Annotated in this window: 14 protein-coding genes; 8 read left to right on the top strand and 6 right to left on the bottom strand. The window is 58.0% G+C overall.

All coding sequences use genetic code 11. The annotated features are described in order from the left end of the window. Window positions 1-29: 29 nt before the first annotated feature. Entirely contained in the window at window positions 30-509 is a 480-nt protein-coding gene (locus FE781_RS09585) for a hypothetical protein (protein WP_138789394.1), read from the bottom strand. A 180-nt stretch (window positions 510-689) separates the two neighbouring features. Here FE781_RS09585 and FE781_RS09580 point away from each other — a divergent pair, with 180 nt between their 5' ends. Further along, window positions 690-1,004, top strand: a complete 315-nt coding sequence (locus tag FE781_RS09580; protein ID WP_138789393.1) for a YunC family protein — start codon at window positions 690-692, stop codon at window positions 1,002-1,004. Window positions 1,005-1,075: 71 nt separating this feature from the next. Then, on the top strand, window positions 1,076-1,744 hold the full coding sequence (locus FE781_RS09575; protein ID WP_246068127.1) for a trimeric intracellular cation channel family protein: 669 nt from the start codon (window positions 1,076-1,078) through the stop codon (window positions 1,742-1,744). On the opposite strand, the gene FE781_RS09570 is transcribed toward FE781_RS09575, so the two are convergent. From FE781_RS09570 to mtnK, 3 genes are all read right to left on the bottom strand, one after another. Then, window positions 1,713-3,020, bottom strand: coding sequence for an ATP-binding protein (locus tag FE781_RS09570; protein WP_138789392.1), 1,308 nt, complete (start codon window positions 3,018-3,020; stop codon window positions 1,713-1,715). The genes FE781_RS09575 and FE781_RS09570 overlap by 32 nt on opposite strands. Before the next feature lie 188 nt (window positions 3,021-3,208). After that, window positions 3,209-4,324 carry an S-methyl-5-thioribose-1-phosphate isomerase gene (gene mtnA, locus FE781_RS09565; protein WP_138789391.1) on the bottom strand — a complete coding sequence of 372 codons (1,116 nt, stop codon included), beginning with the start codon at window positions 4,322-4,324 and terminating at the stop codon, window positions 3,209-3,211. Continuing rightward, a complete protein-coding gene (gene mtnK / locus FE781_RS09560; protein ID WP_138789390.1) occupies window positions 4,321-5,523 on the bottom strand; it encodes an S-methyl-5-thioribose kinase in 1,203 nt (400 codons plus the stop codon). Before mtnK ends, mtnA begins: the two co-directional genes overlap by 4 nt. A gap of 222 nt (window positions 5,524-5,745) precedes the next feature. Here mtnK and FE781_RS09555 point away from each other — a divergent pair, with 222 nt between their 5' ends. From FE781_RS09555 to sufB, 5 genes are all read left to right on the top strand, one after another. Then, window positions 5,746-6,333 (top strand): DUF1802 family protein, encoded by a 588-nt coding sequence (locus tag FE781_RS09555; protein ID WP_138789389.1) that lies wholly within the window; start codon window positions 5,746-5,748, stop codon window positions 6,331-6,333. A 160-nt stretch (window positions 6,334-6,493) separates the two neighbouring features. Further along, a complete protein-coding gene (sufC, locus tag FE781_RS09550) occupies window positions 6,494-7,321 on the top strand; it encodes a Fe-S cluster assembly ATPase SufC (RefSeq protein WP_138789388.1) in 828 nt (275 codons plus the stop codon). Window positions 7,322-7,337: 16 nt separating this feature from the next. Next, window positions 7,338-8,645 (top strand): Fe-S cluster assembly protein SufD, encoded by a 1,308-nt coding sequence (sufD, locus tag FE781_RS09545; RefSeq protein WP_138789387.1) that lies wholly within the window; start codon window positions 7,338-7,340, stop codon window positions 8,643-8,645. Beyond that, window positions 8,642-9,868, top strand: coding sequence for a cysteine desulfurase (locus tag FE781_RS09540; protein WP_138789386.1), 1,227 nt, complete (start codon window positions 8,642-8,644; stop codon window positions 9,866-9,868). The genes sufD and FE781_RS09540 overlap by 4 nt, the downstream gene beginning before the upstream one ends. 46 nt (window positions 9,869-9,914) lie before the next feature. Then, window positions 9,915-11,312, top strand: a complete 1,398-nt coding sequence (gene sufB, locus FE781_RS09535; protein WP_138789385.1) for a Fe-S cluster assembly protein SufB — start codon at window positions 9,915-9,917, stop codon at window positions 11,310-11,312. A gap of 408 nt (window positions 11,313-11,720) precedes the next feature. Here the strand turns inward: sufB and FE781_RS09525 are convergent, their stop codons facing one another. After that, window positions 11,721-12,110 carry a DJ-1/PfpI family protein gene (locus FE781_RS09525; RefSeq protein ID WP_281281889.1) on the bottom strand — a complete coding sequence of 130 codons (390 nt, stop codon included), beginning with the start codon at window positions 12,108-12,110 and terminating at the stop codon, window positions 11,721-11,723. An 88-nt stretch (window positions 12,111-12,198) separates the two neighbouring features. Between FE781_RS09525 and FE781_RS09520 the strand changes: the two genes are divergently transcribed. Beyond that, the gene (locus FE781_RS09520; protein WP_170209497.1) at window positions 12,199-12,696 is read left to right on the top strand and encodes a LysR family transcriptional regulator; all 498 of its coding nucleotides are present in this window, start codon (window positions 12,199-12,201) and stop codon (window positions 12,694-12,696) included. Between the two features lie 153 nt (window positions 12,697-12,849). Here the strand turns inward: FE781_RS09520 and FE781_RS09515 are convergent, their stop codons facing one another. After that, window positions 12,850-13,758: an HD-GYP domain-containing protein gene (locus FE781_RS09515; RefSeq protein ID WP_246068125.1), complete on the bottom strand. Its 909-nt coding sequence runs from the start codon at window positions 13,756-13,758 to the stop codon at window positions 12,850-12,852. Window positions 13,759-13,848: the final 90 nt, after the last annotated feature.

Below are 13,848 nucleotides of genomic sequence, written 5' to 3'. Positions count from 1 at the left end.
AGCATGCGGAGGATCGGTTGAGCCCGGTATTACTGATGCGCTTCGATTTCTTCGATTTCCGTCAAACTGAAGGTGTATACTTTTTTCTCGTCCACATGGTACACCGTCAGCAATGATTTCGGTTCGTCGAAGTTCAGCAGCCGGCACGGCATGCTGATTTTGATGCCGCTGCCCTTCAGCACGGACAGGCGGACGAGCGTCCCCGATTGCTGATATTGTCGAATATTGGCGACAAAAGGATTCTCGTATGGAGCGGCTGCGGACGAAGCCGTGGCGTTATTCGCTTTCGGCTTGGCCGGAACAGCCGGGCTAGCTTTGTGTTTGGCCGGTGCTGCGCCTTGTGTTTTCACCAACTGGTCGATCATCAGCCCCAGTTCGATGCCCTGCAGCACTTTGTAGTCGAGAACGTCCGGGGAATTGAGCAAGTGCAGAAGCTTTTCGAGCGCTTTTCCGGGACTTTCGTCTTCCATTAGAATTTGTACGGTGAACAACCGGCCCTTTTGGCTCATAAAGGTCTTCCTCTCCTGACTTAAACTTAAGCAATTTGACCTGCCACGAGTATACTATACCAGACGGGGATCAAACAAAGAAGTTCGCGGAAGGCGGCAAGATTATGTCCGTCCGCCTATTCATCGGAATCGGCCCGTACATATACTGGCAGCAGACACGAGCGGAAGGAGGCGGCCGCTATGATGCGGATGGTGCCGATTGAAGTGGATGGGCATACCGCGATCGGGGTGGAAGTTCTGTTGCCCAAAACGACGCTGCTGGCGGTAACGACGGATAACGGTTATATCATGTGCGGGGCGCTGGATATCGGACTGTTGAACGAGAAGCTGGCGGACCGGCGGATTATTGCCGGAAGAGCCGTGGGGGTTCGCACGCTGGAGCAGTTGATGGATGCGCCCCTGGAATCGGTTACGCACGAAGCGGCCGCCATAGGCATGCTGCCCGGCATCACGGGGAGAGAGGCGATTCGCCTGCTTTTTCGACATTTTTCGTGACAGACGCCAAGCGCCGGAGTATACTAGTACCTGTCATCGAACGAAGCGGATAAGGAGAAGGAAGACCTGCCATGGACGCTTGGGCGGCGGAAATGTACCTGCTGGTCACGAAGTTCGATATGTTCGAGCTGTTCAGCATTATCGGCACGATCGCGTTTGCCGTGAGCGGCGCGGTTGTGGCGATGGAAGAGGATTACGACATTTTCGGTGTGTTTATTCTGGGCTTGGTGACGGCGTTCGGCGGGGGGATCGTTCGCAATCTGCTGATCGGGGTGCCGGTGACGACGCTGTGGGAGCAGGGGATGCTGCTGAAGATTGCGATGCTGTCGATGCTGCTGGCCTTTTTGCTGCCGACCGTTTGGATCAACCGGTGGAAGAACTGGGAAGCGTTTTTCGACGCGATCGGCTTGGCCGCGTTTGCCATCCAGGGCGCCTTGTACGCCGCCGAGATGAACCATCCGATCAGCGCGACCATCGTGGCTGCGGTGCTTACGGGGAGCGGCGGGGGCATCATCCGCGACCTGCTGGCGGGACGCAAGCCGCTGGTGCTCCGCGACGAGATTTACGCCGTATGGGCGATGCTCGCCGGCGCCTGTATCTGGATGGGATGGGCCGAGACGCCGGCGCAACTGCTCGTCCTCTTTATGATTGTGGTAACGTTGCGGATGTTATCCGTGTACTTCAAGTGGCGGCTGCCGCGGCGATCGCTCAAGCGCGAGAAGCCGGACTCTTCAAGCTGATCGCCGGATCGGATTTGTCCAAGGGAAGAAGAATCGTGAAGACGGTTCCTCTTCCCTTTTCGCTTTGCACGGATACGGAGCCGCCCATCGCCTCGATGATGCGGAAGACGACCATCGTGCCGAGTCCGGTGCCTTTATCCTTGGTGGAATAATAAGGCTTGCCCAGCCGTTTCAACTGCTCGTCGTCCATGCCGATCCCGGTGTCCTCGATCCGGAGTTGGACATACGATTCCACCGCCTGGACGCGGAGAAACAGCGTGCCGCCGTCCGGCATCGCTTCGACGCTGTTTTTCATCAGATTGATCAAGCATTGCCGCAGCTTCTGCCTGTCGCCCTTGATCCAGTAGGACCCGGCCGAAGGCTCGTACTGGATCAATACGTTCTGCATAAGCGCATAAGGATACATGACGCCGATGACGTACTGCATCTCGCCTTCGATCTCGATCAGTTCGATATGCTCCATCTGGGGCTTGGCGAACGACAAAAAATCGGTGATGATGCTTTGCGCCCGGCGCAGCTCCTCAAGCGCAAGCTGAAGATACCGCTCCTGCTTTTCCGGGTCGATTCCGGGCTGCCGCAGCAGTTGAATAAACCCTTGGGTCACCGTCAACGGATTCCGCACCTCGTGCGACACGCTGGCGGCCAGTTCGCTGATCATTTTAAGCTTCTCCGTATTCATCTCCGCTTCGCGGCTATTGGATTGCCGATGGATCAATTCGATGACATACGCGGACAAGAGGGAGACCGCCGTCATGACGACGGACAACTGCATGAAGCTCCCGTCGTCCAGCATCGAATAAAACAGATCCGGCTCCAGCGCGAAGTTGACGAACGCCAAAATGCTCCGGTAAGCGATTGCGCATATCCCCACGACGGCGATCTTCAGATTGGAAGACATATTCCGGAACAAGGGCAGGATGCCAAGCAGCAGCATCAATGTCAGTCCGACCGTGCCGAGCATGAGCCAAAACCCTTCGCGGCCGAGCCAGAACCGGTAAGCCAGGCTGACGACGCAGGTCGCCGCGCCTCCGGGAACCCCACCGTACAGAAAGGCCAAGATAAACGGAACGCCGGCCATCGAAAAAAAGTATCCCGGCGCGATATAAAGCGGGAAGCTCATGCAGAGGACCGCGGAGCAGGCCGGAAGCATGAGCAGCAGCGCGTAATACCAGAAGCGTTTGGGGCGATATCCCGATTGCAGGAGATGATATAAAAACAGAGGAGCTATAATGAACAGCAGATTAAGCAGCATATCTTTGAATCCATCTACCATCATCGACGCCCCTTCGAGATTCCATATGTTCCCGTACTTACATTTTGCCTGTTTTCACAAAAATGGCAAGATCTAATTTGTTATTCCATAAAAAAGATTGGAATATAGGGAATTAGCGTGTGGGAAGGGCGAACCGCGCAGCGCCGCGAACAGAAAAGCCCCGGGCCAACAAAGGCGCCGGGGGCTTTCCGTCAGGATTCGAACAGCTTCGGCAGCGTCTCCGAGTAGGGGGCGCGCACGATGCCTTTTTCGGTAATGATGGCGGTGACGTATTCGTTGGGCGTCACGTCGAAGGCGGGGTTAAACACTTTGACGCCCGCCGGGGCGGTGCGCTTCCCGAAGCCTTCGGTGATTTCCTTCTCATGGCGCTCTTCGATCGGAATGTCCCCGCCTGTCGGGGTGTTCAGGTCGATCGTCGACAGCGGGCAAGCGACGTAGAACGGAATGCCGTGGGCTTTGGCCAGCACGGCGAGCCCGTACGTGCCGATCTTGTTGGCCACGTCGCCGTTGGCGGCCACGCGGTCCGTTCCCACGATGACAGCTTGCACCCAGCCTTTGGACATCACCATCGCGGCCATGTTGTCGCAGATCAGCGTCACGTCGATGCCGGCGCGCTGCAGCTCGAAGGCGGTCAGCCGCGCGCCTTGCAGAACCGGACGCGTCTCGTCGGCGAATACCTTGAAGTTCCAGCCGCGCTCGCGGGCGAGATACATCGGCGCGAGCGCGGTGCCGTAGCGGGCCGTCGCGAGTCCGCCCGCGTTGCAGTGCGTGAGCAGGCCCATGCCGTCGTGCAGCAGATCAAGCGCGTTCTCGCCGATCTGGCGGCAGACCTGCTCGTCCTCCGCTTGAATGCGATGGGCTTCCTCAAGCAGGCCGGCCTTCATGCCCTCGGCGTCCAACGCCTCGTCGGCCGCGAGCTTCTCGGCCGTTGCTTTCATCCGGTCCAGCGCCCAGAACAGGTTGACGGCCGTCGGACGGGACGTGGCCAGGTAGTCCGCGATCCGCCGGACTTCCTCCAGCAGCGCGCCGCGCGCTTCGGCCGCGCTCGCCCCGTCTGGCTGACGCCAAGCGTTCGCCCCCAGCGCGACGCCGTACGCCGCGGATATGCCGATTGCGGGCGCTCCGCGAACCTTGAGCTCGCGGATGCCCTCCCATACGTCCTCGGGCGTGCGAAGCTCGAGATAGACGACCTCCTCCGGCAGCAGGCGCTGGTCCAACATCATCAATTTGTCGCCGTCCCAACGGACGGACTGCAGCCAGTCCGACGTGTCGATGGCGGCGGCTTGCGTTTTTCTAGCTTCGCTCATTGCTGCGCTCCCTTAACGGCTTCGTCGATCACGAACCGGATCGATTCGGCGCTGCGGTTGCCTTTCACCAGAGCCGAGCCGATCGTCAGCGCGATAACTTGGGCGCGCTTGCGCACGGCCGGGTCTTCGATCCGGTCGATGTCGGCGACATGGGCGAGACCGTGCACGCGGCGAATCATTTTGCAGCCGGCGTAACCGATTGTATCCTGCAAAAGCCGTTTCATGTAGTAGTCTTGGTAGCCCGGCGTGCGGGACATGCGGTCGACCCCGTGCTCGTTCCACAAGGCGCGGAACTTGGCTTCGAAGCCGGTCCAGATCTGCTCGATCGTCTCCAGCAAGTAGGCGCGGTAGTCCGCCCGTTCCTCGGCCGTGCGGCTCCAATGCTCCTGGCCGGCATAGTTCAGCAGGAGATTGGCGATGACCGCGCCGACGTCGAAGCCCATCGGCCCGTAATAGGCGAACTCGGGATCGATCACCTTCGTCGAGTCGGGCTTGACGAAGATGCTGCCGGTATGCAGATCGCCGTGCAGCAGCGCCTGGGTGCGGGTCAGGAACCCTTCGCGCAGAATCGCGACTTCGAAATGCAACTGTTCGTCGCGCCACAGCGCCTCGACCTCCGCGCGCAGGTGCTCGTCGAAGCTGTTGTTCGGCGAATCCGTATACGGGTCGTCGAAGATCAGGTCTTCCGTGATTTTGCACAACTCGGGATTAATGAAGCGTCCTTGCTGCAACTTCTTGTCCTGCTGGTTCATCCCCAAGTCCGAGGTGAAGAACAGGGTGCGGGCCAGGAAGGTCGAAATATCGTCGGCGAATTTCGGATAATGGGTGCGCTCGATCAATCCTTTGCGCATAATGACGTGGTCGCTCAAATCTTCCATCACCGTCAAGGCCAGCTCGGGCTCGTTGGCGTATACTTCGGGAACAAGCCCCGGGCAAAGCTTGCCTTGAATGATCAGGGCTTCGCTCTCGATTCTGGCGCGGTCCAGCGTCAGCGGCCACGACTCGCCGACAACCTTGGCGTAAGGCAGCGCTTGCTTGAAGATGACGCTTTTGCCGGTATCCCGGTCGGTCAGGTGGAACACGAGGTTCAGATTGCCGTCGCCGATCTCGCGAGAGTCGACTTGCGCGGCTTCGGGGAACAAGCCTTTTTTCTTCGCATAGGCGATCGCGTCGGCTTCGGTAAACGCATGATAGGTCATGCCGGTAATCCTCCTTCGGACGTTAATCGGATAGCGGGGGACTTCGGATCGTTCCGTTCGGTCTAACCAGCCTCTATTAGTATAAATCATTCCCGTTCGGGTGCAAATACGACAGTTTCCAGCAGTGGGACGGACAACCTTTCTGTGTTATAATCATTATTATCCTAAAATGATTATTGACGGGAGAATACCCGACCGATATTTCGGAAAGGAAGAGGAAGGATGACGAAGCAGGAGCTTGCGTCGACGGGGACGGTGGCCCTCAAGGAATGGGCGTCCGCGGTTGAAGCGCTGGCGGAAGGACGGCAGATTATTCTAATGAGAAAAGGCGGCATTGTCGAGGAGACGCGAGATTTCCGGCTGGAAAGCCCGTCCTTCGCGCTGTATCCGACTTACGAGCACCAGCGGGCCCATCTGCTCAAGCCCGAGCACCGGGAACTGGTCGAACGGACGATCGGACTCGGCTCGCCGGGAGGCGACGTTCGCCTGACCTTGCGGGCGGAAGTAACCGACGATCTCGAGGTGGCGGACCAGGAGACGCTAGACAAGCTGCGCGGCTTTCATATCTGGACGGACGACTTCGCCGCGGAGCGCCTCAAGTGGAAGCGGACCAAGCCGCTGCATGTGCTGCTGGTGCGGGCGTACCGCCTGCCGGAGCCGGTCGATATTCCGTATTCGGACGCTTACGGCGGCTGCAAATCGTGGGTGAGGCTGGAACGCGCCGTCAGCTTGGACGCGGGCGAGCCGGTGTTGGACGACCGGAACTACCAAGCCGCGCGGGATGCGATTCTCCAGGCTTTGCGGAGCTGAAAAATAGGCGCCGGATCTTAAATATTTGCCACAGATGAAGCTTAGCGGCCCTTCCTTGTTTTTTTGGAACTGGTATAATAAAATTAAGGTTATTGAAAATCAGTGAGAATCAATTGAGAACGATTCTTTTCTGAAAATGATCCTGGAGGGACACACGACAATGGCAACGGAATTTGTCATCGATGGGCTTCGAGCCACGATCGAAAATAAAGAAATTTTGAAGGGCGTCAATCTCAAGATCCGCGGCGGCGAGGTTCACGCCATCATGGGACCGAACGGAACGGGTAAATCGACGCTGGCTTCCGCGATCATGGGCCATCCGAAGTACGAAGTGACCGGCGGCACCATCACGCTGAACGGCGAGGACGTGCTGGAAATGGAAGTGGACGAGCGCGCCCGTGCCGGCCTGTTCCTGGCGATGCAGTACCCGAGCGAGATCACGGGCGTCACCAACGCCGACTTCCTGCGCAGCGCCATCAACGCCCGCCGCGGGGAAGGCAACGAGATCAGCCTGATCAAGTTCATCCGCCAGATGGAGAAAGCGATGAAAGAACTCGAGATGAATCCGGAGTTCATGCATCGTTATCTGAACGAAGGCTTCTCCGGCGGCGAGAAGAAACGGAACGAAATTTTGCAGATGATGATGCTGGAGCCGAGCATCGTCATTCTGGACGAGATCGACTCCGGTCTCGACATCGACGCGCTGAAAATCGTCGCCGCCGGCGTCAATTCGATGCGCAGCGAAGACCGCGGCTTCCTGATCATCACGCACTATCAGCGGCTGCTGAACTACATCAAGCCGGATTACGTGCACGTCATGATGCAAGGCCGCATCGTGAAATCGGGAGGTCCGGAGCTGGCCGAGCGTCTTGAGGCGGAAGGTTACGATTGGGTGAAAGAGGAACTGGGCATCGAAGACGAGACCGTGGGTCAGGATCAAGACGAGTTCGTCGTTCCCATGAACACGATTGCGCCCAAGTTCAACTGAAAGGGGACGGCAGAGCATGAGTACGCAAGTCAAATTGCCGATTAGCCGCGACGAGCTCGAAGGCTTGGCGCACACAAGAAAAGAACCGGCTTGGCTGTCTGCGGGACGTGCGGATGCGGTAGCTCTCGCCGAGAAGCTGGATCTGCCCAAGCTTGAGAAGACGAGGCTCGATCGCTGGAACCTCGACGCATACGGCGTGTACGTCGCGCCGAAGACGGTAACGTCCGCGGCCGAGCTGCCGGAGGCGATCCGGGATCTGCTGCCTTCGGAAGGACAGGCGGCCGGGCTGATCGTACAGCGCAACTCCGGCGCCGTCTTCCGCACGGTCAGCGAGGCGCTCGCCAAGCAGGGCGTCATCTTCACGGATCTGGAGACGGCGGCGCGCGATCACGAGGAATTGGTGAAGCCGCACTTGCATTCGGTCGTGAAAACGGACGAAAACCGTCTGACGGCGCTGCACGCGGCGCTCTGGAACGGCGGCGTCTTCCTCTATGTGCCGGCCAACGTCACCGTCGAGCTGCCGCTCCAAGCGCTCTTTTACGCGGACAACGCGTCCGAGACGTTCGCTCCGCACGTGCTGATCGTGGCCGAAGCGAACAGCACCGTAACGTATGTTGAAAATGTGTTGACCACCGGCCTGCAAGCGCCGCTCGTAGCCAGCGCCGTGCTCGAAGTCGTCGCGAAACCGGGAGCGACCGTGCGGATCGCCTCCGTCAACAATCTGGAGGAATCGGCGATCGGCGTCAGCTACCGCCGCGCGGAGCTCGCGAACGACGCTAGGGTCGAATGGACGCTCGGCGAGCTGAACAACGGCAACGCCGTGGCGGATACGGCGACCATTCTCCTCGGCAACGGATCGTCCTCGGATTCCAAAGGCATCTCCGTCGGCAGCGGATCGCAGAAGATGGATATTACGACCCGCGCCGTTCACTGGGGCAAGATGACGCCGAGCGAAATGATAACCCGCGCGGTCATGCGCGAGGAGGCGACCGCGATCATCAACGGCATCACCAAGATCGAGAAGGGCGCGACCGGCGCCAACGGCCAGCAGACGGAGAAAGTTCTCATGCTGAGCCCGAACGCGCGCGGCGATGCCAACCCGATCCTGCTGATCGACGAAGACGACGTCAAAGCCGGCCACTCGGCCAGCGTCGGCCAGGTGAATCCGGAGCAGGTGTACTACCTGATGTCCCGGGGCATTCCGCGCGCCGAGGCCGAACGTCTGATCATCTACGGATTCCTGTCGCCGGTTATCGAGGACGTTCCGCTGGAGAACGTCCGCAACCAGCTTCAAACGCTCGTTGAGAGGAAATTAAGCCGATGAACGCAGACATTCGCCGCGAATTTCCCATCCTGAATCAGACGGTTAACGGACATCCGCTTGTTTACCTGGACAGTGCGGCTTCGTCGCAGAAGCCGATCCGGGTCATCGAAGCGGTGAAGCGTTATTACGAGACGGATAACGCCAATGTGCATCGCGGCGTTCATACGCTCGGCTCCCGGGCGACCGACGCTTACGAGGGCGCCCGGGAGAAAGTCCGCGCGTTTCTGAACGCGCGGGAAGCCGAGGAGATCATCTTCCTGCGGGGTACGACGACGGGGCTGAACCTGGTGGCTTCCAGCTATGCCCGGGCCAACCTGCAAAAGGGCGACGAGATTGTGCTCACGCCGATGGAGCACCACAGCAATCTAGTGCCCTGGCAGATGGCCGCGAAAGCGACGGGCGCCACGCTGAAGTTTATCCCGCTGCAGGATGACGGCACGATCTCGCTGACCGATGTCGAGGCGACCATCACGCCCCGCACCAAGATTGTCGCGATGACGTACGTCTCCAATGTGCTCGGCGTCGTCAACCCGGTCCGCGAGACGGCCGAGATCGCCCATCGCAACGGAGCCGTGATGGTCGTGGACGGAGCGCAGAGCACGCCGCATATGAAGGTGGACGTACAGGCGCTCGGATGCGACTTCTATGCCTTCTCCGGGCACAAGATGTGCGGCCCGACCGGCATCGGCGCCCTGTACGGACGCCGGGAACTGCTGGAGCGGATGGAGCCGGTCGAATTCGGCGGCGAGATGATCGACTTCGTCGGGCTGTACGAATCGACATTCAAGGATATCCCGTACCGGTTCGAAGGCGGCACGCCCATCATCGCGGGGGCTGTCGGACTTGCCGCCGCGATCGACTTCCTGACGGAGATCGGCATGGATGTCATCGACGCGCACGACCGCAAACTCGCGGCTTATGCGGTTGACGTGCTGTCCGGGATCGAGGGCATCACGATCTACGGCCCGGGCAAAGGGCAGCCGCGAACCGGACTCGTGACGTTTAATCTGGCGGACGTTCACGCCCACGACGTGGCGACGGTCGTCGATCAGGAAGGCATCGCCATCCGGGCCGGCCACCATTGCTGCCAGCCGCTCATGAAGCTGCTGAATGTGAACGCGACCGCCCGCGCAAGCTTTTATCTGTACAACGACGAGCAGGACATCGACAGGCTGGCTGCCGCTCTTCGCCATACGACGAATTTCTTTGCCGGACTGGTCTGAACGCCGGAAGTCGATAATGCCATCACAATCATAAGGAGGGACATCCATGGCTAAAAAAATGCCCGAATTGGAAGAGTACAAATACGGGTTCCGAGACAAGGACGTATCTGTATTCCGTTCCGGAAAAGGCCTGACCCGGGAAATCGTCATCGAGATTTCCAAAATGAAGGGCGAGCCGGACTGGATGACCGAATTCCGTCTGAAATCGCTGGACATTTTCAACTCCAAGCCGTTGCCGAAATGGGGCGGCGATCTGAGCGATCTGGATTTCAACGATATCATCTACTACGTCAAGCCGACCGAGAAGCAAGGCAAGACGTGGGAAGAGGTGCCGGAGGAAATCAAGCATACGTTCGACCGTCTGGGTATTCCGGAAGCGGAACAAAAATTTCTGGCGGGCGTCTCGGCCCAATACGAGTCCGAGGTCGTCTACCACAGCATGCGCGAGGATCTGGAGAAGCAAGGCGTGCTGTTCACCGACATGGATACCGCGGTGCGCGAATATCCGGAGATCGTCAAGGAATATTTCGGCACGATCGTTCCGCCGACGGACAACAAGTTCGCCGCGCTGAACAGCGCTGTCTGGTCGGGCGGAAGCTTCATCTACGTGCCGAAGGGCGTCAAATGCGAGATTCCGCTGCAGGCTTACTTCCGGATCAACTCCGAGAACATGGGCCAATTCGAGCGCACGCTGATCATCGCCGACGAAGACAGCTTCGTTCATTACGTCGAAGGCTGCACCGCGCCGATCTACAGCACGAACTCGCTGCATAGCGCCGTCGTCGAGATCATCTGCAAGAAAAATTCCCGCGTCCGCTATACGACGATTCAAAACTGGGCGCCGAATATTTACAATTTGGTTACGAAACGCGCCGTTGCCGAAGAAAACGCGACGATGGAGTGGATCGACGGCAATATCGGCTCCAAGCTGACGATGAAATATCCGGCCGTCGTACTGAAAGGCCGCGGAGCCAAAGGCATGGTTCTCTCCATCGCCATCGCGGGCAAAGGCCAGCACCAAGACGCAGGCGCGAAGATGATCCACCTGGCTCCGGATACGTCCTCGACGATCGTCTCGAAGTCGATCTCCAAGCACGGCGGCAAAGTCACGTACCGCGGCTTGGCGTCGTTCGGACGCAAGTCCCAGGGCTCCAAAGCGAACATCAAGTGCGATACGCTTATTCTCGACAACAAGTCGACATCGGACACGATCCCGTACAACGAGATCCTGAACGACAACATCACGCTGGAGCATGAGGCGACGGTATCGAAGGTATCGGAAGATCAACTGTTCTACCTGATGAGCCGCGGCCTGTCCGAAGCCGAAGCGACCCAGATGATCGTCATGGGCTTCATCGAGCCGTTCACGAAGGAACTGCCGATGGAATACGCGGTCGAGATGAACCGGCTTATCAAGTTCGAGATGGAAGGCAGCATCGGATAATCCTTGATTGATCAAGGGTTTTGAAGGATTAAGGATGCGTTCACCCCGATCTTACCCCGGTTATTTCACGTAACTGGCGTAAAGGGTGAGCGCGTCCTTTTCGTTTTTTTCCGCCCATTGGTTGCTTTGTTGAATGATTCGGAGGTACGTTGGACAGGGAATAGATCTCATCCTCCTGGTTCCTTTACCTGTCGGGGTACAATGTCGAGGGAGAATGTCAAAAAGTCGATAGGGGTTGAACAATGAAAAAACGGCAGTTATCCGCTATTTTCGCTGCTTGATGGCGATTTTCCGAATGATCTGGAAATGGATTTGACCACTGCAATAAAAATCCAGTTTGAAGCATTTCGAAAAATAAGATTAACCAAGCATTCCAAGCCGGTTGTTGGCAGCAGCCGGCTTTTATTTTTACAAACCTTTGCCGACCGGTTGAATGGTCCTCAGCACTTTGGGGGCCATATCCCGGCCAAGAAGAGAAGCGATCATCCATTCGCACAAGTTTTGTGCCGCCAAACATCCCGCGGCTGTCGCAATTCGCTCATGAGGAACAAAGTCCTTGTCGACAACGGTTACATCATATTCGGACAAGAGCTGTCTTCGCGTAGGATAAGTGGTGGCCTCCTTGCCCGTCAACAGTCCGAGAGCGGCCAAAATTAACGCGCCCGAGCACATTGCGCCGATGATCTGCCGATTCGGCGACAACCGCAGCCGGGACAAATAATCCGGGTCTCCGATTAATTGAGGGACCGATCCTCCGCTTGTAATCAAAACCGCGTCAGCGTCTTTGACCTCATCTATGCAGCCTTCTAATAAATAAATCGTTAGAAATTCATAACCAAATGATTATAACTGTCGGGTGACGGATTTAAATACACGATACTTGGCTTTGTTCACGGCAGTTGCCGAAACGGGAAGCATCACGGAAGCGGCCAACCGACTCATGATCAGCCAACCCGCCGTCTCGATGCAGTTGAAACGGTTGGAACAAGAAATGGGCGTGACGCTTTTCAGCCCGAGCGGGAGAGGTATCCTGCTGACGGACGCAGGCAAAACGTTTTTGGAGCATGCCAAACGAATGATGTCCATGGAAGACCAATTGCTGCGGGCGATGGGGGAATACCGGGAGGGGCGCAAAGGCCACATTTTGCTGGGGGCGTCGCCCGTCGTGGGCATCGAACCGGTCGGCCCCATACGCGGAAATCGTTTATATGCAGGCAAGGACTGTCCGATCGATCCGCAGGCTCATCCGGAGTCAGCCGTAATAGAGACGGAATCCGCCGAAGTCGTGAAGTGGTTGGTAATGGCTGGGCTGGGACGGGGAATGGTGTTGGAGTCAACCGTAAAGGTTGAGCGGTCTGCCGGTTTGCTGCGTACTGCGGGTTAAGCGAAAGGTTGGGATTCCCAACAAAAATCCCCCGTCAGGCCGACTAGACCAACGGGGGATTTATTTTGCATGTGGAATGTCTCCGATATTTGGCGGCTGCTCCCGCTTCGTCTAAGCCCCGGAGTCCGCAACCGGATGCGCGGATCATCAAGTTCAAGCCGATACGTCCTGGATTTCGAGGTCTCTCCGGACTTTCAGATCGATATAAGTACCGTTCACCTGAACCAGCGGCCGGAACCAGTCGCTCTCGTGGATCAGCACGACGATGCCTTCCTCGCCGTTGGACAGGTGCGCTTTTTTGCCGACGAAGTTCGGCATCATGAAGCGCAGGAATACTTGTACGACGGCCGGGTCCAGCTCCGAGAAGCTGAGACGGTACAGCTCGCGCAGCACATCGAGCAGATGACGCCGCTTCTGATAGGCCCGATCGCAGATCATGGCGCTGTAGACGTCCGCGACGGCGACGATCCGGGAAGCAAGCTGAATCTCGGTTCCCTTGATGCCGTACGGATATCCGCTGCCGTCCATCCGTTCGTGGTGCTCCAGCGCGACTTTGGCGCACAAATCGTTATCCATGGAGGCTTGGATAATCTGATAGCCGTATTCCGGATGCTTCCGTACTTGCGCGTACTCCTCGTCGCTGAGCCGTCCGGGCTTGTTCAACACGGAGGAGGGGATGCGGCATTTTCCGATGTCGTGCAAATAGCCGGCTTTGCCGATGCGGCTGCAGTCCTCTTCGGGCAACCCCATCCATTGCGCGATAAAGTAGGAGATGCTGCCGACCTGAACGCAGTGCTGATAGGTATATTCGTCCCGCGATACGGACGAGAGCAGGACCGATACGAGATCGCGCTCCGTCTGGAACAAGTCGAGCAGCGGCGCGATGCTGTTGTCCACTTCGGATTCGTCGATCGTGCCCGTGACGCGTACGTCTTCGAACAGCTTCGAGACTTGCCGGACGGCGTTCGAGTAAAATTCGGTAAGAGGAGCGGATGTGTCGGCCGATTCCGCCTTCGGCCGGGTACCGGCAATATCGACATAGTCGACCCGGTGGAGAAGCAACTTCGATATATCCGAGGCGCGCAGCACCGTATCCGCTGAAAGTATATGGAGGCCGAACGAATTGTAAGCATTTGCAATAAGGCGATCGCC

This window comes from Paenibacillus thermoaerophilus (genome assembly GCF_005938195.1).
In the GTDB taxonomy this organism is placed as follows: domain Bacteria; phylum Bacillota; class Bacilli; order Paenibacillales; family Reconciliibacillaceae; genus Paenibacillus_W; species Paenibacillus_W thermoaerophilus.
Note: the sequence above shows the minus strand (reverse complement) of the source record. Positions and strands in the feature narration are given on the sequence as shown.

What these genes read in the sequence shown, in the direction of transcription:
- FE781_RS09585 (WP_138789394.1), bottom strand. Translation starts at nt 509, where the DNA reads ATGAGCCAAAAGGGCCGGTTGTTCACCGTACAAATTCTAATGGAAGAC.
- FE781_RS09580 (WP_138789393.1), top strand. Translation starts at nt 690, where the DNA reads ATGATGCGGATGGTGCCGATTGAAGTGGATGGGCATACCGCGATCGGG.
- FE781_RS09575 (WP_246068127.1), top strand. Translation starts at nt 1,076, where the DNA reads ATGGACGCTTGGGCGGCGGAAATGTACCTGCTGGTCACGAAGTTCGAT.
- FE781_RS09570 (WP_138789392.1), bottom strand. Translation starts at nt 3,020, where the DNA reads ATGATGGTAGATGGATTCAAAGATATGCTGCTTAATCTGCTGTTCATT.
- mtnA (WP_138789391.1), bottom strand. Translation starts at nt 4,324, where the DNA reads ATGAGCGAAGCTAGAAAAACGCAAGCCGCCGCCATCGACACGTCGGAC.
- mtnK (WP_138789390.1), bottom strand. Translation starts at nt 5,523, where the DNA reads ATGACCTATCATGCGTTTACCGAAGCCGACGCGATCGCCTATGCGAAG.
- FE781_RS09555 (WP_138789389.1), top strand. Translation starts at nt 5,746, where the DNA reads ATGACGAAGCAGGAGCTTGCGTCGACGGGGACGGTGGCCCTCAAGGAA.
- sufC (WP_138789388.1), top strand. Translation starts at nt 6,494, where the DNA reads ATGGCAACGGAATTTGTCATCGATGGGCTTCGAGCCACGATCGAAAAT.
- sufD (WP_138789387.1), top strand. Translation starts at nt 7,338, where the DNA reads ATGAGTACGCAAGTCAAATTGCCGATTAGCCGCGACGAGCTCGAAGGC.
- FE781_RS09540 (WP_138789386.1), top strand. Translation starts at nt 8,642, where the DNA reads ATGAACGCAGACATTCGCCGCGAATTTCCCATCCTGAATCAGACGGTT.
- sufB (WP_138789385.1), top strand. Translation starts at nt 9,915, where the DNA reads ATGGCTAAAAAAATGCCCGAATTGGAAGAGTACAAATACGGGTTCCGA.